Below are 18,068 nucleotides of genomic sequence, written 5' to 3'. Positions count from 1 at the left end.
CCCGGACCCGCCTGAGCGGGCCGGATCCGCCCGTACTCGCGGAGGTCCGGGTACCGACCTGACGCAGTGTCCCGCCCGCGCCCTTCCCACCCTCCGGCACGGTGTGCCACTGCCTACATTCCGATGGCGTGCCGATCCCCGGCATTCTTCGAGAGGAGTGGACTGATGACGAACCAGCCCGCCCGGGCCGTCGGTGACGGTCAGTTGTTCATCGACGGGAAGTTCGGCCCGTCCGATTCCGGCAAGACCGTCGAAGACATAAACCCGGCGACCGAGCTCCCCATCTGCCAGGTGGCCTGGGGCGGGGAGAGCGACCTCGACCGCGCGGTGCAGTCGGCCAGGCGGGCGTTCGACGTCGGGCCCTGGCCGACGATGCCCGGCAAGGAGCGTGCCGGGGTGCTGTACCGGATCGCCGACGGCATCGAGGCCGCGGCCGAGGACCTGGCACTGCGCGAGACGCTGGATGTCGGCAAGCCGATCACCTTCACCCGCGGGTTCGACGTGCGCGCCGCAGCCGAGATCTTCCGGTACTACGCGGGCATGGTCGAGCAGCTGGAGGGGGCGGCGCGGCCGGCCGGAGCGCGCTCACTGCAGTACACCCGGCGTGAGCCCCTCGGCGTGGTCGGCGCCATCACGCCCTTCAACTTCCCGCTCAACCTGGCGGTCAACAAGATCGCTCCGGCGCTCGCGGCCGGCAACACCGTCGTCCACAAGCCGGCCGAGCAGACTCCGCTGACCGCGCTGAAGCTGGCCGAGATCATGGCCGAGGCGGGTCTGCCCGAAGGCGTGCACAACGTGGTCACCGGCGACGGCGCCACCGTCGGTGCCGCGTTCTCCGTGCACCCGGGGATCGACAAGATCTCCTTCACCGGCTCGACGGCGACCGGCAAGCGCCTGATCGCGGCCGCGGCCGGAACACTGAAGCGGGTCACCGTCGAACTGGGCGGCAAGGGCGCCAACCTCATATTCGACGACGCGGACCTCGAAGCCGCCGTGCAGTCGGCCTTCCAGGCCGCCTTCTTCAACACCGGTCAGTTCTGCATGAGCGGCTCCCGGCTTCTCGTGCACCGCTCCGTGCACGACGAGGTGGTGGACCGGCTGGCGGCGGTGGCCGAGTCGGTCCCGATCGGTGACCCGCTGGACGAGGCCACGGTGCTGGGCCCGTTGGCCCACCGGGCCCAGCTGGACAAGGTGATCGAGTACGTCGGTATCGGTCTGGCGGAGGGTGCGGAACTGCGCTCCGGCGGATCCACCGGTCACGAGGGCCCCGGCTTCTACCACCAGCCCACCATCTTCACCGGTGTGACACCGGAGATGCGCGTCGCCCAGGAGGAGATCTTCGGTCCGATCCTGACGGTGCTGCCCTTCGACACCGACGAGGAGGCGGTCGAGATCGCCAACGGAACCCCGTACGGCCTGGCCTCGGGCCTGCACACGCAGAACATCCGCCGCGCTCACAACGTGGCCGCTCAACTGCAGTCGGGAATCGTGTGGGTCAACACCTGGGCGCAGTTCGAGAACAGCACCTCCTTCGGTGGTTACAAGTCCTCCGGGTACGGGCGTGAGCTGGGGCCCGAGGGCATCGAGGAGTACCTGCAGTACAAGACGGTCTACATCAACGTCGATTGAGAACACCATGCCGAATCAGACTCGTCCCAACGCTCTGTCCGCCGGACTCGTACTCGGGTCCTTCCTCGCCCCCAGCGCCCTCGGAATGTCCGCGACCCCCATCGCTCTGCCCGCACTCGGGCAGAGCCTCTCGGTGGCCTCGGGTGCCACCGCATGGGTGCTGGCCGCCTACACCCTGACCCTGTCCGTCTCCTCCGCACTCGCCGGCCGCCTCGCGGACATCCGCGGACTGCGGGTACCGATCATCGGAGGCATGATCCTGCTGATCGCCGGCACCGTAATGGTGGCAGCTGTGCCGTGGTACCCGGCGGTCATTGCCGGCCGGCTGCTGCAGGGCTGCGGCGCGGGTGTCGCGGCCGTGCTGTCCTTCGGCGTCGCCAACCGCCTCTTCCCGGATGCCCAGGACCGCGGACGCGCGGTGGGCACGATGGGCGCCCTGGTGGGCATTGTCTCCGGTGGCGGTGCGCTGCTCGGCGGTGCGCTGACCGACCTGGTGGGCTGGCAGGCGGCGCTCGCGCTGCCCGGTCTGTCCGCGGTGGCCGCCGTCTGGGTGCTGCGGATGGCACCCGCCCAAGAGCCGCGCGAAGAGCGGCTGGACGCCCGCGGCGCGGTGCTCTGCCTGGCACTCGCCGGGGCTCTCGCTCTGCTGCTCCAGGCGCCGTCGACCCATGTGGGCTGGGCCGTCGTGGTCGCGCTCGGCGCCGTGGTCCTCATCCTGGCCGCTGCCGCGGTCCGGCACGTCCGTCGGGTGCCCGAAGGCTTCGTGCCCCGGCTCGTGGTGGGCAACGCCCGCTTCGTACTCGCCGCCGCGGCGGGGTTCACGCTCTTCGCGGGATACCTCATCATCCAGTTCGCGGCTCCTCGGCTCATCCTGGCCGATCACGATCTGAGCGTGACCCAGATCGGACTCATCCTGCTGCCGACCGGGCTGTGCAGTGCTGTTCTCTCGCGCATGGCGGGTGGTCTTGCCCACCGGGTGGGGGCACTGCGGCTGGTGGCGGCCCTGGCGGTGCTGAGTGCGGCGGGCCTGCTGCTGGCAGCGCTCGCAGGGCGGTCGCCCGTCGTGCTCGTGGTGGCTGTCGCAGCCTGCGTATCGGGCTTCAGCGCGGGCCAGGTGGCGTTGATGGCGTCGGTTCCCCATCTGGTCGGCAGCTCGATGCATGGTGTGGCGGTCGGTGTGTTCCAGCTCGTCTTCATCACCGGCGGATCGCTCGGCTCGGCGGCGGTCGGTGGTATGGCCGGCGCGATGAGCCTTTCCACGGCGGTCGCGCTGCTCGCGGTCGTACCGGTGCTCGGCGCGGTTGCGGCGGTGGTCGCACTGCGGCTGTTGCGGCAGCAGCAGGAGTCGCCGGCGGGTAGTACGGGCGCGAAGGCATCGATTCCGGCCGTGTAAGCGGTAGATGGACACGGAAAGACGTGGGGCGAACGGTTTCCGTTCGCCCCGCTTTCCGTTGTGCAGCCACTCGCCGCGGAAATGCCGCGACACAGGAAGCCCTTATGTCAGGAAGTCGGGGAGGAGTTCATTGTCCGCGCTGATTACTGCTGCTGATAATGAACGGGTTCGACGGGATCGCAGCGTACGAATCGCGGGCGTCCCTGACCGCATACTGAAGGAGCAGGCATGGCCAGAAGGAATGCCAAGAAGATCCTCGTGATCCTGTCGGAATACGGCTACTGGGGCGAAGAGCTGATCGGCCCCCTGCATCATTTCGACCAGCGCGGTTACGACGTGGAATTTGCCACTCCGAATGGAAAGCAGCCGCACGCGCTGCCGCCCTCCATGGACCCCGGCTACGTGGACCCCCCGCTGGGCCGCTCCGTGACCTCCGATGCGGTGGCGAAGCTGACCCGGGAGACCGAGGAGTCGGACCGACTCGCCGACCCGATCGACATCTCCCGCTGGCTCCCGGAGCGCCCGTACACCGCGGACGACAACTACCTGCGCAAGCTCGAGGCGTACCACCACGCCGTCGATGTGGTGGCCCAGGAGCTCGATGAGTACGACGCGCTGCTGATCGTCGGCGGCAGCGGCCCGGTGGTGGACATCGCGAACAACGAGCGGGTGCACCAGATCATTCTGGCCTTCGTACGGGCCGACAAGCCGGTCGCCGCCGAATGCTACGGAGTGGCGCCGCTGGCTTTCGCCCGCGAATGGGAGGACCGCAGATCGATCATCTGGGGAAAGCACGTCACCGGTCATTGCAAGGAGTACGACTACAAGGACGGAACCGGGTTCCTGGGTACCGATTTCGTGATCGGCCCCCCGCCGTATCCGCTCGAGTACATCCTGCGTGACGCCACCGGCCCTGACGGCCGCTACCACGGCAACTTCGGCAAGGAAACCTCGGTGATCGTGGACTACCCGTTCATCACCGGACGTTCCACTCCGGATTCCTACCTCACCGGGGAAAAGGTGGTCGAGGTCCTTGAGGAGGGCCTTCGCCGCTTCGGCTGGTAGGCCGCAGCAGTCTCCGTAAGAGGGTCCAAAGGATCGAGAGAAGGAAGACATGGCCAGGCAGGGCAATGCGGCGATAATCGAGCAGTTTCTCGCTGACGGAATTCCCTATATGTTCGGTAATCCGGGGACGGTCGAGCAGGGGTTCCTGGATGCGCTGGAGGACTATGACGATCTTCAGTACATCCTGACTCTTCAGGAGACAGTCGCCGCAGGCATCGCGGACGGTTACGCCCGTGCCACCGGCCGTCCGGCTCTTCTGCAGCTGCACAGCGGGGTCGGCCTCGGCAACGCCATCGGCATGCTCTACCAGGCCAAGCGCGGTCACTCGCCGCTCGTGGTGATCGCCGGCGAGTCCGGTGTGAAGTACGAGGCGATGGACGCCCAGATGGCCGCCGATCTGGTCGCCATGGCCGAGCCGGTGACCAAGTACGCGACCCGGGTCACCGATCCGAACTCGGTGCTGAGGGTGCTTCGCCGGGCCATGAAGATGGCGATGACGCCGCCTTGTGGCCCGGTCTTCGTCTCCCTTCCCCTCGATGTGCTCGACGCGCCGAACGACGAGCCCGTCATCCCGAGCACCTTTCTGCGTACCCGGACCGCGCCGGTCCGCCCGCTCGTGCATCAGGCGGCCGAGCTGCTGGCCGGCGCGGAGAGGCCGATCGTCCTGGTGGGTGACGGCGTCTCGGCGTCGGGAGCGCAGGACGAACTCGTGCGGGTCGCCGAGCAACTCGGCGCGGATATCTGGGGAGCCGACTTCTCCGAGGTCAACCTGGATGCCACCCATCCGCTCTACCGGGGGCAGCTCGGGCATATGTTCGGCGAGGTCAGTGCGGCGGCCGTGAAGGACGCGGACGCCGTCCTGATCGTCGGCACCTATGTGTTCCCCGAGGTGTTCCCCGTACTGTCCGATCCGTTCAAGGACGGCGCCAGGATCGTCCACATCGACCTGGACGGCTACGAGATCGCCAAGAACCATCCGGTGACCCTCGGCCTGGTGGCCGATCCCAAGGCGACCCTCGAGGTGCTCGCCGACGAGCTCGACGGGCGGCTGTCCGAAGAGGACCGGGTGAACGCCTTCGAGCGACTGGTCGCCCGGCGCGGGGAGCAGCCGGGACAGCCCGCCGACGACGGCTCGCTGCTCGGGCACTTCCTGCGCGAACTTGCCGCCCACGTGCCGGACGACGTGATGGTCTTCGACGAGGCACTGACATCGGCGGGACCGCTCAACGCCCACCTGCCCGGCCGGCTGCCGGGGCACTGGTTCTCCACCCGCGGCGGATCGCTCGGCGTCGGTATTCCCGGCGCCATCGGCATCAAGCTCGCCCACCCGGACAAGACGGTGATCGGCTTCACCGGCGACGGCGGCTCGATGTACACCTTCCAGGCGCTCTACACCGCGGTGCGGCACAACATCGGCGCCAAGTTCGTCATCTGCAACAACCGCAGCTACAAGCTGCTCGACCTCAACATCGAGCAGTACTGGCGGGAGCGTGGCGTCCCCGAGCACGCGCACCCCTCACCGTTCGACCTGTCCGATCCGGACCTCGGCTTCTCCGACATCGCCCGTGGATTCGGCGTCGACGCGCTGCGTGTCGACGAGCCCGGTCAGGTGGCGGAGGCGGTCAAGCGGATGCTCGCCGACGACAAGCCGTTCCTCATCGACCTGCGGATCACCGAAGGAGGGGACCGTGGCTGACGTACCCGCACGGGACGGAGTGCTCACCGGGAAGAAGATCGCGATCTTCGCGGAGAGCGACTTCTACGAGCCGGAGATCGCCTACTACCAGCGCCGGTTCGCCGAGGAGGGAGCGCGTGTCGACTTCATCACCCGCCTCTGGGGGAACCGGTCGATCACCTTCAGCGGCCATGAGTACCGGGCACCCCTCACCGTGAACCGCAGTCTCGAGGACGTGAACGACCGCCGGCTGCGTGAGTACAGCGCGCTGCTGGTCCCCTCCGGGATGGTCGCCGACCGGCTGCGCTACACCGAGGACATCGAGCAGCTGGCACCCGCCACCGACCTGCTGCGCAGAGCCTTCGCCCGATCGGGTGTGGTCAAGGGGATCATCTGCCACGGGATGTGGCTCGCCTCCTCGATCCCGTACGTCGTCCAGGGACGCAAGGTCGTCTGCCACAACAACCTGATCGGCGACGTGCGCAACATGGGCGCCAGCTACGTCGACCAGGACGTCGTCGTCGACGGTGACCTGGTCACCGCCAGGACGGGCGACCACTGCCATCTGTTCGCCAGGACCATCATCGACGAGCTCGTGCTCCGAGGGGCGTGACAAGCATGTCCGACACTCTGAACTTCACGTTCTCCGACACCATTGCGGGCCATGTCACCGGCTTCGACCGCGCCGCCCGCGTCTTCTCCGTGGTCACTGCCGACGGCCGCGACTTCGACATCGCTCTGGACGGCGGCGCCGTCGCGGAGCTGCTGCACAACCTGGGCGAGCCGTACCAGGACGCGTCGGGCCATGTGGACGAGCTGCTCGAGGAGGGCACTTTCGTCCTGGCCTACGGCATCTTCTATCCGCACGCCGGAGGCACCCGCTTCGAGGCCAAGCGGCTGATCTTCGTGGGCCGGCGGGTCGACGACTACCGGTTCGAAGAGGCGGGCTGGTGGGTCAAGCAGATCGAGGAGATCGCCGCCTTCTACCGCAAGGCCCAGTTCGGCGACGGGCCGATCGACTTCGCCGGTTACCGGACGAACATCAGGCTGGGCGGCGAGAAGACCTCGAGCCATGTGCAGGAGACCGACACCATCTCGCGACTTGTCTACGGCATGGCTTCGGCGTTCCTGCTGACCGGTGATGACGAGTATCTGGAGATCGCCGAGCGGGGTACGGAGTACCTGCGTGAGCACATGCGGTTCGTCGACACCGACGAGAACGTCGTGTACTGGTATCACGGCCTCAGCATCGACGGTGACACCGAGAAGAAGCTCTTCACGTCGGAGTTCGACGACGACTACGACGCGCTGCCGGCCTACGAGCAGATCTACGCGCTCGCCGGTCCGGTCCAGACCTACCGGATCACCGGTGACCCGCGGATCAGGAGTGACGCCGACGCCACCATCCGGCTCTTCGACCGCTTCTACCTCGACCCCGAGGACGGCGGGTACTTCTCGCACATCGACCCCATCCTGCTCAGCCCGGACCATGACTCCCTCGGCCCCAACCGGTCGCGCAAGAACTGGAACTCGGTCGGTGACCACGCCCCCGCATACCTGATCAACCTGTACCTGGCGACCGGCGAGAAGAAGTACGCCGACATGCTGGAGTACACCTTCGACACCATCGTCGACCACTTCCCCGACACCAAGACCAGCCCCTTCGTGCAGGAACGTTTCCACAAGGACTGGTCCCACGACGCCGAACACGGCTGGCAGCAGAATCGCGCGGTGATCGGCCACAACCTGAAGATCGCCTGGAATCTGATGCGGATGCACTCGCTGCGTCCCAAGGACGGCTATCTGCAGACCGCGGCCTCCATCGGCGAGACCATGCCCGAGGTCGGCGGAGACCGTCAGCGAGCCGGCTGGTACGACGTGGTCGAGCGGCTGAAGGTGGACGGCGAGGAGAGGTTCCGCTTCGCCTGGCACGACCGCAAGGCCTGGTGGCAGCAGGAGCAGGCGATCCTTGCCTATCTGATCCTGCACGGCACCACCGGGCGCGAGGAGTTCCGCTCCGAGGCCCGCGACGCCCAGTCCTTCTACAACGCCTTCTTCCTCGACCACGACGAGGGAGCCGTCTACTTCAACACCCTGGCGAGCGGGCTGCCGTACCTGCTGGGTGTGGAGCGGCTCAAGGGCAGCCACTCGATGAGCATGTACCACTCGGCCGAGCTCTGCTATCTGGCGGCGGTCTACAACAACCTGCTGATCAACGGCAAGCCGATGGACTTCTACTTCAAGCCGGATCCGGCGATCGTCGACGACCGCATCCTGCGGGTTGCTCCCGACCTGCTGCCGCCCGGATCGGTGCGCATCGAGGCCGTGGAGATCGAGGGCGAACCGCACCTCGACTTCGACGCCGATTCCCTCACCGTACGGCTCCCTGAGACCTCGGGCCGCGTGAAGGTCAAGGTCCGCATCGCCCCCAACAGCAGGACGGAGATAACAGAATGACTGTCAAGGTCAACCCGCGCTCCGAGGGTGACGTCACGGTGATCGTCCTCGACGGAGAGATCAACAGCACCACTTCCGGCGGTCTGCAGGCCCAACTGCTGCCGTTCATACAGCAGGGCGCAGAGGTACTGATCGACCTCACCGGGGTTTCCTACGTGTCCAGCGCCGGACTGCGCACGCTGCTGATACTGCACCGTCGCGCCCAGCAGCTCGACGCGACGATCATCCTGGTCGGTCTGTCGGACGAGGTCAGATTCGTCATGAGCGCCACCGGCTTTCTGGACTTCTTCCGGATCGGTGACGACGTGGACTCCGAACTCGAACGCGCCGGCCGATGAGTGCCGGGGGCGCCCAGGAGGCCCTGGAGGTGAGGGAGAGGGTCGACGCGTACCCCACGCACCGGATCGGTGCCTACCCGGTGCGGGCGGGCCGGCCGTTCCCGTACGGGGCCGTGCCGGTACCCGGCGGAGTCAACTTCTCCGTCTACTCCGACCGCGCCACTTCGATGAGCCTGGTGCTCTTCGACCGCGGCGCCGAGGAGCCGGCCGCGGAGCTGGAGTTCCCCGCCGAGTTCCGGATCGGCAGCGTGTACGCGATGACGGTCTTCGGGCTCGACCTGGAGAACCTGGAGTACGGCTTCCGGGCCGGCGGCCCCTTCGACCCCGCGTCAGGGGACCGCTTCGATGACAGCAAGGTGCTGAGCGACCCCTACGCACGGTTGATCTCCGGCCGGGACGTCTGGGGTGCGGAGCCGGACTGGGACAACATCTACCCCTACCGCGCGCAGGCGGTGAACGACGACTTCGACTGGGGCGACGACACTCCTCTGCGTACCGCGACAGAAGACCTCGTCATCTACGAGACCCATGTGCGTGGCTTCACCCGCCACCCCTCGTCCGGCGTGCAGGCGCCCGGCACGTACGCAGGACTGCGGGAGAAGATCCCGTACCTCAAGGAGCTGGGGATCAACTGCGTCGAGCTGCTTCCGGTCTTCGAGTTCGACGAACTGGACAATCCGCGGAGCGACCCGGTCACCGGTGAGAGGCTGCACAACTACTGGGGCTACAACACCGTTTCCTTCTTCGCGCCCAAGGCCGGCTACGCCGCCACCGGACGGTTCGGAATGCAGGCGGACGAATTCAAGTCCCTGGTCAGGGAACTGCACAGGGCGGGCATCGAGGTCATACTCGATGTGGTCTTCAACCACACCGCGGAAGGCAACGAGCAGGGACCGACGATCTCGTTCCGCGGGCTCGACAACGCGACGTACTACATGCTCACGCCGCAGGGCGAGTACTACAACTTCAGCGGCACCGGGAACACGGTCAACTGCAACCATCCAGTGGTCCGCGACTTCGTGCTCGGCTGTCTGCGCTATTGGGTCGCCGAATATCATATCGACGGATTCCGCTTCGATCTGGCTGCCATCCTGGACCGCGCCCCGGACGGCACGCCCCTGCCCAACCCGCCGCTGCTCGAGCAGCTCGCCCACGACCCGATCCTGCGCCACACCAAGCTGATCGCCGAGGCCTGGGACGCGGCCGGCCTCTACCAGGTGGGGCACTTCCCCAACTACGGCCGCTGGTCGGAGTGGAACGGCAAATTCCGTGATTCCGTACGGAAGTTCGTCAAGGGCGAGCCCGGACTCGTCGGTGAACTGGCCACCCGGATGGCCGGCTCACCCGACCTCTACCAGGGGCGGACGACGTCGGCGTCGGTCAACTTCGTCACCGCACACGACGGCTTCACCCTGAACGACCTGGTCTCGTACAACGACAAGCACAACGAGGCCAACGGCGAGGGCAACAACGACGGAGGGAACGACAACCACAGCTGGAACTGCGGTGAGGAGGGCCCCAGCGCCTCTCCGCACGTCAGGGATCTCAGACAGCGCCAGATGAAGAACCTGCTGGCCATCCTGCTGATAAGCCAGGGCGTGCCGATGATCCTCGCCGGCGACGAGGTCGGCCGCACCCAGCTCGGCAACAACAACACCTACTGCCAGGACAACGAGTTCTCCTGGTTCGACTGGGGACTCGTAGAGGCGAACGCGGAGCTGCTGGAGTTCACCCGTGGTCTGATCGCCTTCCGGCACGCCCATCCCGTACTGCGCGGAACCGAGCACCCCAGCGGGACGGACTCGGCCGGCAGCGGGTTCCCCGATGTCAGCTGGCACGGAGTGGAGGCCTGGCGCCCCGACTGGGCAGATCACGGCCGGGTGCTCGCGATGATGCGCTGCGGATGGCACGCCAAGGGCGGGGCGGTCCGTGACGACTCCATCTACGTCGCGGTCAACGCCCACTGGGAAGCGCACGACCTGGAGCTCCCCCGGCTGTCCGACGGCGAGGTCTGGCACCTGTTCGCCGACACCGGCGCTCCGACGCCGCACGGCATGCACACCGTCGGCGGCGAGCCGGCGCTGGAACACCCCGGCCGCTACCACCTGGGACCGCATTCCGTGGTGGTCCTGGTCGGCCGCTCCACCCGCCCGTCGGAGCGCTGAACAGACCGACGCCGAACGGACCGAGGCGCTGAGCGCGCCGGAGCGCCGAGCCAACCCACGTACGAGCAGAAGGAGAGTCCATCGTGTCTTTCGATGTCAGGTTGAGGGTCAACGACCGCGTCGCCACCATCGAGCTCAAGGGTGAACTGGACGCCTCCACCGCGGCGCTGTTCCACCAGACCGTCGACAAGGCCTCCAAGGCCGGGTCGATCGAGCTCGTGATCAAGGCCGAAGAGCTGACCTATATGGCCAGTGCCGGTCTGCGCTCCCTGGTCTTCGCCCGCCAGAAGATGGGTGACGAGGTGCGCATCGCCATCGTCGGTGCTTCGGAGCCGGTCGCCCGCACCATCAGGATGGCCGGGTTCGACCACAGCATCGATCTGATCGACGCCTGAGGAGGTGATGAGAGATGGCATTCGACTTCGGTGCCGTATCCGCCGCGTCGGCTTCCCCCGCGGCACGCCGTGAACGGCCCTCACGCTGTGTCCGTCTTGTCCCCGATCCCCCGCCCGACACGCTGCGCATCCCCGCCACGATCGAGTCCCTCGACGAGGTGGCCGCGTTCGTTCTCGAGCTGGGGGCCGAGGCCGGCCTTCCCGAAACCGCTCTGTACCGGCTCAGGCTGGCCGCGGACGAGCTGGCGACCAACATCGTCATGCACGGGTACCAGGACAGGACCGGGGAGATCTCGGTAGCGGGAGGCATAGAGGAAGACAGGGTGTGGGTGCGCTTCGAGGATGACGCCGAGGCGTTCGACCCCCGTCAGGGGATGCGGCCGCCGGCGCTCGATGTGCCGCTCGAGGAGCGGGAGATCGGCGGGCTCGGGGTCTATCTCGCCTTCACGGCAGTCGACTCCTTCGACTACGAACTGGTGTCCGGCCGGAACGTCAGCACGCTGGTGATGAACCTGCCGGCGACGGGATAGATGAGGGTGACATGGTGCGCAACGTGCTCGTTCTGGATGAACACCGCAATGCACCCCTCGAACTGCTGAGGGCCCTGGAGAGCCTGGGAGCCGAAGTCCGGATCAACACCCCTGGCGATGTGCTGGCGACACCGCGCGGAGAACTTCCCGGGACCGACGTCCTCCTGACGTACGCCGGGCTCTCCCCGCACACGGTCAAGTCGGTGGCACGCAGGCTGAACGACGAGGGCAGATGGCCGACCGTGGTGGCGTACGCCGAGTACGACCTGCATCTGCTCGGCAACCACATACACGCCGGTTCGGACTACCTTGTGCCGCCCTTCTACCCCGACCTGGTGCGTGCCCGTCTGCGGGACTGCCATGAGCACGCGGCGTTCAGCCGGACCATGGAGGACGTGGCGGCGCACGCCGAGCTGATCAGTTACGAGCGAGAGCTGGAGATAGGGCGGGAGATCCAGATGGGTTTCCTGCCGGACTCGCTGCCCAGTCCCGACGACTGGGAGATCAACGTCCGATTCCGTCCGGCCAGGGACGTCGCCGGAGACTTCTACGATGTGTTCGAGCTGGTCAACCGGCGCAGGATCGCCCTCGTCGTGGCCGATGTCTGTGACAAGGGAGTGGGCGCTGCCCTCTTCATGGCCCTGATCCGCAGCCTGTTGCGGCACACGGCCGAGCAGAGCGGACTGCAGAGCCTGATCGCCGCCGACCTGCTGGCGGACGAGCTGACGGTCCGGGAGGAACAGAGCAGGGCGATCCCGGTGGTGGGGGCGACCCCGCTGCTGAACGCGGTGGTGGGCACCAACAACTACCTGACGAGGAACCACATCAGGCAGGGCTATTTCGCCACCATGTTCTTCGCCGTGCTGGACCCGGCGACCGGCAACCTCGTCTACATCAACGGTGGTCACAATCCGCCGGTGGTGGTGAGCGCGGACGGCGGTGAGCCGGTACTGCTCGAGCCCACCGGGCCCGCGGTCGGGGTCATTCCCGATGTCACCTTCTCGCTCGGCTATGCGCAGATCAGCCCCGGGGACACCCTCTTCATCTACACGGACGGGGTGACCGAGGCACGCTCGGTGTCGGGAGAGTTCCTCGGCGACGAGCAGATGATCAAACACCTGACCAACGGGCCCATCCGCGGCGGGGAACTGCTCGATCACATGGACGGCGCTCTCAGCGAGTTCGTCGGTCCGGCCGAGCAGTCCGACGACATCACCATGATGGCCGTCCACTGGCTGGCTCCGGATTCCGGCCGCACCGGCTGACGACCTGTTCTGCTGTCCGCCGGCGGCCCCCCTACCGAATCACCGGGTGGAAACATGTCCCAGATCATCACCCTGCACTCCTACCGAGGAGGTACGGGGAAGTCGAGTACCGCCGCCAACATCGCGCTGCTGCTGGCATCGGCCGGCCGCAGGGTCGCGCTGGTGGACACGGACATCCAGACGCCGGCACTGGACGTGATGTTCGCCGACACGATGCCTGCCGCGCACCGCTCGTTGACCGACTACCTGATCGGTCGGTGCGAGATCGAGGACGCGGCCTACCCTGCCGATGCCAAAGCCGGGCACGAGGGGTTCTTCCTGGTCCCGGCCAGGAGCCGGGCCGCCGGTATCAACGAAATCATGGGGCGCGGTTACGACGTCGGTCTGCTGCGGGAGGGCTTCGACCGGCTGATCGACTCGCTCGCGCTGGATGTGCTGCTGCTGGACACCCATGCCGGGTTCAACAACGAGACCGTGACCGCGATGGCCAGCTCGGACGCCCTGCTCGTGGTGACGCGGGCGGACCGCCTGGACCTGGCCGGCGCCCGGGAGAGCATGGCGCTGGCCAACCGGCTCGGCTGCGGTCGGCTGAGTGTGGCCGTGAACATGGTGCCGGACGGCATGGTGCACGAGCGTCTGCGTGACAACGTCGAGTCGGTCTACGGCACCCGGCTCACCGCGATCCTGCCCTACGCCTCCGAGCTGGCCTCCCTCGCGGGGGAGCGCCACTTCAGCACGGCCTACCCACAGCATCCGCTGGTGGCGGGGTATCGCCGGATCATCTCGGACGTGAGCAACGGGACCTCGGGATACCGGCATTGACGTCCGGCCGTTTCCATCTCAGCCCCTCTTCCGATGTTCCTTCCCGCGACCGCACCCCGGTGCCAGGAGGCAAGAACATGCAAGGCAACCCCACCACCAGGCGGTTCGCCCCGACCACCGGACGTATACCGATCGAGGATGTACGCCCGCGGGTGGACGGCGGCCGGCGCCCTGCCCGAGCAGTACCGGGTGAGGTCTTCGAGGTGTCGGCGACGGTCTTCAGGGAGGGGCACGACGCGGTCGCCGCGAACGTGGTGCTGACCGACCCGGACGGCGTGCCGGGCGGATGGCACCCGATGCGGCTCGTCGCCCCCGGTACGGACCGCTACGCGGCGCGGGTGTCAGCCGGCCGGGAGGGGGAGTGGACGTTCCGGGTCGAGGCATGGGCCGACCCGGTGGCGACCTGGCGGCACGCCGCCGAGATCAAGATCCCCGCCCGGGCCGATGTGGAGCTGGTCCTCACCGAGGGCGCGGCCCTGCTCGAACGGGCCCTGGCCTCCTTCACCGGCGACGCCGACGACCCGGCGGCCAGAGCGGCCCTGACCGCCGCCCGCGACCGGTTGCTGGACGGGACACGGGGTCCCGACGAGCGGCTCGCCGAGGCCGTCGCCCCCGCGGTGACCGCGCTGCTCGCCCGCCGGCCGCTGCGTGAACTGGTGACGTCTTCCGCCCAGCTGCCGCTGAGAGTGGACCGTGAGCGTGCCCTCTACGGCGCCTGGTACGAGTTCTTCCCACGCTCCGAGGGGGCGGTCCCGGCGACGGTGGACGCCGAGGGTGTGGTGGAGCCGCCGCACTCCGGCACGCTGCGCACAGCGGCCGAACGGCTGGACGCGGTCGCCGACATGGGATTCGACGTGATCTACCTTCCCCCGGTGCACCCGATCGGTACGACCCACCGCAAGGGCGCCAACAACGCCCTGACGGCGGGGCCGCACGACCCCGGTTCCCCCTGGGCGATCGGCTCGGCCGACGGTGGTCACGACGCGATCCATCCCGACCTGGGCACCCTCGATGACTTCGACCATTTCGTGGGCCGGGCCACCGGCCTCGGGATGGAGGTCGCTCTCGACTTCGCGCTGCAGTGCTCCCCCGACCACCCGTGGGTCACGGAGCACCCGGAGTGGTTCAGGCACCGCATCGACGGCTCGATCGCCTACGCGGAGAATCCTCCCAAGAAATACCAGGACATCCTCCCGATCGACTTCGACACCGATCCGGACGGGCTGCACAGGGAGTGCCTGCGGGTCCTGCGGCACTGGATGGCGCACGGCGTCCGGATCTTCCGCGTCGACAACCCGCACACCAAGCCGGTGCCGTTCTGGGAGATGCTGATCGAGGAGATCCACGAAACCGACCCGGATGTGCTGTTCCTCGCCGAGGCCTTCACCCGCCCGGCCATGATGCACTCCCTCGCGAAGATCGGCTTCCACCAGTCGTACACCTACTTCACCTGGCGCAACTCCAAGGACGAGGTGGAGTCCTATCTCTCCGAACTGGCCGGACTCGACGGCGAGGAGAGCGCCGCCTGTCTGCGCCCCAACCTCTTCGTGAACACCCCGGACATCCTCAACGCCTATCTGCAGTACGGCGGCAGGCCCGCGTTCGGTATCCGCGCCGTGCTGGCGGCGACGGCGTCCCCCGCCTGGGGTGTCTACGCCGGCTTCGAGCTGTGCGAGAACGTGGCCGCGGGCCCGGCGAGCGAGGAGTACCTGGACTCGGAGAAGTACCAGCTGCGGCCCAGGGACTGGAAGGCCGAGGAGACGGCAGGCCGGTCGCTCGCCCCGCTGCTGCGCACCCTCAACGAGGTGCGCCGGGACCACCCGGCCCTGCACCAGCTTCGCAATCTCCGCTTCCACCGCACGGACAACGACGCGGTCGTCTGTTTCTCGAAACGGCACGACGACGACTGGGTGCTCGTGGTGCTCAGCCTCGACCCGCACAGCGTGCGGGAGGCGACCGTCTCCCTCGACCTCACCGCGCTCGGCCTGGACAGGACCGATTCCCTCGACGCCCACGACGTGCTCTCCGGCGCGACCTACCAGTGGGGGCGGGAGAACTACGTGCGTCTCGATCCGCAGTGTCAGGTGGCCCACGTCATCACGAACAGGAAGCCGTAGCCATGACCATGGCACCGCACTCCCACCGCCCCGGGCCGATGCCGGCGAGCCTGCCCCCCACGGACCTGAAGCGCCTCACCACCGGTGAGGTCAGCGATCCGCATGCGCTGCTCGGCCCCCACCCGGGCCAGGACAGCGTGCTGGTACGTGTACTGCGGCCACTGGCCGACGCCGTACGGATCACCACCGCGTCCGGTGACGTGCTGACGGAGCTGACGCACGAGAGCGATGGCATCTTCACCGGGCTGCTGCCGGGCACGGATGTGCCCGACTACCGGGTGGCCGCCCGGTACGGGGACACCGTCCACACTTACGACGATCCGTACCGCTTCCTGCCGGCGCTGGGCGAACTCGATCTGCATCTGCTGGTCGAGGGGCGTCACGAGCAGCTCTGGAAGGTGCTCGGCGCCAACGTCCGCGAGCTGGACGCCGGCTGGGGGCCGGTGCGGGGCACCGCGTTCGCGGTGTGGGCACCGAACGCCCGCGCGGTGCGGCTGGTGGGGAGCTTCAATCACTGGGACGGCGCCGCCCACCCGATGCGCTCGCTCGGCGGCAGCGGCGTCTGGGAGCTCTTCGTCCCCGGCATCGCCGACGGTGCTCACTACAAGTACGAGATCCTCACCCGGGACGGCCGCTGGATCCAGAAGGCGGACCCGGTGGCCGCCTCGGCCGAGGCGGCGCCCGGCACCGCCTCGCGCGTCTTCAGCTCGGCGTACACCTGGGGCGACGGCGACTGGATGGCCGGACGGGGACGGCGCCCCGTCGAGGAGCAGCCGATGAGCATCTACGAGATGCACATCGGGTCGTGGCGTCCCGGTCTCGGTTACCGCGAGCTCGCTGATGAACTACCCGGATATCTGCGGGCGCTCGGCTTCACCCATGTGCAGTTCCTGCCGATCGCCGAGCACCCGTTCGGCGGATCCTGGGGGTACCAGGTCTCCTCCTACTACGCCCCGATGGCGAAGCTCGGCAGCCCCGACGACTTCCGCTTCCTGGTCGACGCCCTGCACCGGGCGGGCATCGGCGTCATCGTCGACTGGGTACCCGCCCACTTCCCGCGCGACGACTGGGCACTCGCCGGATTCGACGGCTCCGCGCTGTACGAGCATCCCGACCCCCGCCGCGGCGAGCACCCCGACTGGGGGACGCTGGTCTTCGACTTCGGCCGCAACGAGGTACGCAACTTCCTGGTGGCCAACGCCGTCTACTGGTGCGAGGAGTTCCATGTCGACGGGCTCCGGGTCGACGCCGTTGCCTCCATGCTCTACCTCGACTACTCGCGCAACGAGGGCGAGTGGCTGCCCAACGAGTACGGCGGCCGGGAGAACCTCGAAGCGGTGGAACTGCTCCAGGAGATGAACGCCACCGTCTACCGGCGCTGTCCCGGCGTGATGACGATAGCCGAGGAGTCCACCGCCTGGGACGGGGTCACCCGGCGTACCGACCACGGCGGTCTGGGCTTCGGACTGAAGTGGAATCTGGGCTGGATGCACGACTCCCTGTCGTACATGGCGCAGGACCCGGTCCACCGCCGCCATCACCACCACTCCATGACCTTCCCCATGGTCTACGCCTACGCCGAGAGCTATCTGCTGCCGATCAGCCACGACGAGGTGGTGCACGGAAAGGGTTCGCTGCTCACCAAGATGCCCGGCGACCGGTGGCAGCAGTTCGCCAACCTGCGTGCCTATCTCGCCTTCATGTGGGCCTTCCCCGGTAAACAACTGGTCTTCATGGGCCAGGAGTTCGCCCAGGACACCGAGTGGTCGCACGACGCGGGTCCCGACTGGTCGATGCTGCGGCACGCCTCGCACTCCGCGGTGCGCGACCTCGTCAGGGACCTGAACCTGCACTATCTCGAGATCCCCGCCCTGTGGGCCCGGGACACCAACCCCGACGGCTTCCGGTGGATCGACGCCGACGCGGCAGACGACAACGTGTACTCCTTCGTCCGGTACGACGCGGCGGGCGCCCCGCTGGTCTGCGTCTTCAACTTCCAGCCCACCCCGCGGCACGACTTCCGGGTCGGGCTGCCCGCCGCAGGCGACTGGACCGAGGTGCTCAACACCGACGCCGCGGCGTACGGCGGCAGCGGCACGGTCAATCCGTCGCGGATCCAGGCCCAGCCGGTGTCCTGGCAGGGGTTCGAGTCCAGTGCGGCCCTCGTGCTGCCGCCGCTCGGTGCCGTCTGGCTCCGACCGCAATGACGTCCATGCG

At 67.8% G+C, this 18,068-nt stretch carries 14 protein-coding genes; all 14 read left to right on the top strand.

Annotated features, from left to right (window positions below):
* Window positions 1-165: 165 nt before the first annotated feature.
* Window positions 166-1,629 (top strand): aldehyde dehydrogenase family protein, encoded by a 1,464-nt coding sequence (locus OHS16_RS14855; protein ID WP_328537678.1) that lies wholly within the window; start codon window positions 166-168, stop codon window positions 1,627-1,629.
* A 7-nt stretch (window positions 1,630-1,636) separates the two neighbouring features.
* Window positions 1,637-3,022, top strand: coding sequence for an MFS transporter (locus OHS16_RS14850; RefSeq protein ID WP_328537677.1), 1,386 nt, complete (start codon window positions 1,637-1,639; stop codon window positions 3,020-3,022).
* A 228-nt stretch (window positions 3,023-3,250) separates the two neighbouring features.
* Complete coding sequence (locus OHS16_RS14845) at window positions 3,251-4,087, top strand: type 1 glutamine amidotransferase domain-containing protein (protein WP_328537676.1); 837 nt, start codon at window positions 3,251-3,253, stop codon at window positions 4,085-4,087.
* A 49-nt stretch (window positions 4,088-4,136) separates the two neighbouring features.
* The gene (locus OHS16_RS14840; protein ID WP_328537675.1) at window positions 4,137-5,783 is read left to right on the top strand and encodes a thiamine pyrophosphate-binding protein; all 1,647 of its coding nucleotides are present in this window, start codon (window positions 4,137-4,139) and stop codon (window positions 5,781-5,783) included.
* Window positions 5,776-6,375: a DJ-1/PfpI family protein gene (locus tag OHS16_RS14835; protein WP_328537674.1), complete on the top strand. Its 600-nt coding sequence runs from the start codon at window positions 5,776-5,778 to the stop codon at window positions 6,373-6,375. The genes OHS16_RS14840 and OHS16_RS14835 overlap by 8 nt, the downstream gene beginning before the upstream one ends.
* Window positions 6,376-6,380: 5 nt before the next feature.
* On the top strand, window positions 6,381-8,219 hold the full coding sequence (locus OHS16_RS14830) for an AGE family epimerase/isomerase (RefSeq protein ID WP_328537673.1): 1,839 nt from the start codon (window positions 6,381-6,383) through the stop codon (window positions 8,217-8,219).
* Window positions 8,216-8,557 (top strand): STAS domain-containing protein, encoded by a 342-nt coding sequence (locus OHS16_RS14825; protein WP_328537672.1) that lies wholly within the window; start codon window positions 8,216-8,218, stop codon window positions 8,555-8,557. The genes OHS16_RS14830 and OHS16_RS14825 overlap by 4 nt, the downstream gene beginning before the upstream one ends.
* Window positions 8,554-10,722 carry a glycogen debranching protein GlgX gene (gene glgX / locus OHS16_RS14820; RefSeq protein ID WP_328537671.1) on the top strand — a complete coding sequence of 723 codons (2,169 nt, stop codon included), beginning with the start codon at window positions 8,554-8,556 and terminating at the stop codon, window positions 10,720-10,722. The genes OHS16_RS14825 and glgX overlap by 4 nt, the downstream gene beginning before the upstream one ends.
* Before the next feature lie 83 nt (window positions 10,723-10,805).
* The gene (locus tag OHS16_RS14815; protein WP_328537670.1) at window positions 10,806-11,117 is read left to right on the top strand and encodes an anti-sigma factor antagonist; all 312 of its coding nucleotides are present in this window, start codon (window positions 10,806-10,808) and stop codon (window positions 11,115-11,117) included.
* A 14-nt stretch (window positions 11,118-11,131) separates the two neighbouring features.
* A complete protein-coding gene (locus OHS16_RS14810) occupies window positions 11,132-11,647 on the top strand; it encodes an ATP-binding protein (protein WP_328537669.1) in 516 nt (171 codons plus the stop codon).
* Window positions 11,648-11,658: 11 nt separating this feature from the next.
* Window positions 11,659-12,912, top strand: a complete 1,254-nt coding sequence (locus tag OHS16_RS14805) for a PP2C family protein-serine/threonine phosphatase (protein WP_328537668.1) — start codon at window positions 11,659-11,661, stop codon at window positions 12,910-12,912.
* A gap of 54 nt (window positions 12,913-12,966) precedes the next feature.
* Window positions 12,967-13,734 carry a MinD/ParA family ATP-binding protein gene (locus tag OHS16_RS14800; protein WP_328537667.1) on the top strand — a complete coding sequence of 256 codons (768 nt, stop codon included), beginning with the start codon at window positions 12,967-12,969 and terminating at the stop codon, window positions 13,732-13,734.
* Window positions 13,735-13,811: 77 nt separating this feature from the next.
* The gene (locus tag OHS16_RS14795; protein WP_328537666.1) at window positions 13,812-15,851 is read left to right on the top strand and encodes an alpha-1,4-glucan--maltose-1-phosphate maltosyltransferase; all 2,040 of its coding nucleotides are present in this window, start codon (window positions 13,812-13,814) and stop codon (window positions 15,849-15,851) included.
* Between the two features lie 2 nt (window positions 15,852-15,853).
* Window positions 15,854-18,058, top strand: a complete 2,205-nt coding sequence (gene glgB / locus OHS16_RS14790) for a 1,4-alpha-glucan branching protein GlgB (protein WP_443042619.1) — start codon at window positions 15,854-15,856, stop codon at window positions 18,056-18,058.
* The last annotated feature ends 10 nt before the right edge of the window (window positions 18,059-18,068 follow it).

The sequence above is a fragment of the Streptomyces sp. NBC_00344 genome, from assembly GCF_036088315.1.
GTDB lineage: Bacteria > Actinomycetota > Actinomycetes > Streptomycetales > Streptomycetaceae > Streptomyces.
Note: the sequence above shows the minus strand (reverse complement) of the source record. Positions and strands in the feature narration are given on the sequence as shown.

Bases quoted from the DNA above. Each gene is read 5' to 3' on its own strand.
- OHS16_RS14855 (WP_328537678.1), top strand. From the start codon at position 166: ATGACGAACCAGCCCGCCCGGGCCGTCGGTGACGGTCAGTTGTTCATC.
- OHS16_RS14805 (WP_328537668.1), top strand. From the start codon at position 11,659: ATGGTGCGCAACGTGCTCGTTCTGGATGAACACCGCAATGCACCCCTC.
- OHS16_RS14825 (WP_328537672.1), top strand. From the start codon at position 8,216: ATGACTGTCAAGGTCAACCCGCGCTCCGAGGGTGACGTCACGGTGATC.
- glgB (WP_443042619.1), top strand. From the start codon at position 15,854: ATGACCATGGCACCGCACTCCCACCGCCCCGGGCCGATGCCGGCGAGC.
- OHS16_RS14800 (WP_328537667.1), top strand. From the start codon at position 12,967: ATGTCCCAGATCATCACCCTGCACTCCTACCGAGGAGGTACGGGGAAG.
- OHS16_RS14840 (WP_328537675.1), top strand. From the start codon at position 4,137: ATGGCCAGGCAGGGCAATGCGGCGATAATCGAGCAGTTTCTCGCTGAC.
- glgX (WP_328537671.1), top strand. From the start codon at position 8,554: ATGAGTGCCGGGGGCGCCCAGGAGGCCCTGGAGGTGAGGGAGAGGGTC.
- OHS16_RS14810 (WP_328537669.1), top strand. From the start codon at position 11,132: ATGGCATTCGACTTCGGTGCCGTATCCGCCGCGTCGGCTTCCCCCGCG.
- OHS16_RS14830 (WP_328537673.1), top strand. From the start codon at position 6,381: ATGTCCGACACTCTGAACTTCACGTTCTCCGACACCATTGCGGGCCAT.
- OHS16_RS14850 (WP_328537677.1), top strand. From the start codon at position 1,637: ATGCCGAATCAGACTCGTCCCAACGCTCTGTCCGCCGGACTCGTACTC.
- OHS16_RS14795 (WP_328537666.1), top strand. From the start codon at position 13,812: ATGCAAGGCAACCCCACCACCAGGCGGTTCGCCCCGACCACCGGACGT.
- OHS16_RS14845 (WP_328537676.1), top strand. From the start codon at position 3,251: ATGGCCAGAAGGAATGCCAAGAAGATCCTCGTGATCCTGTCGGAATAC.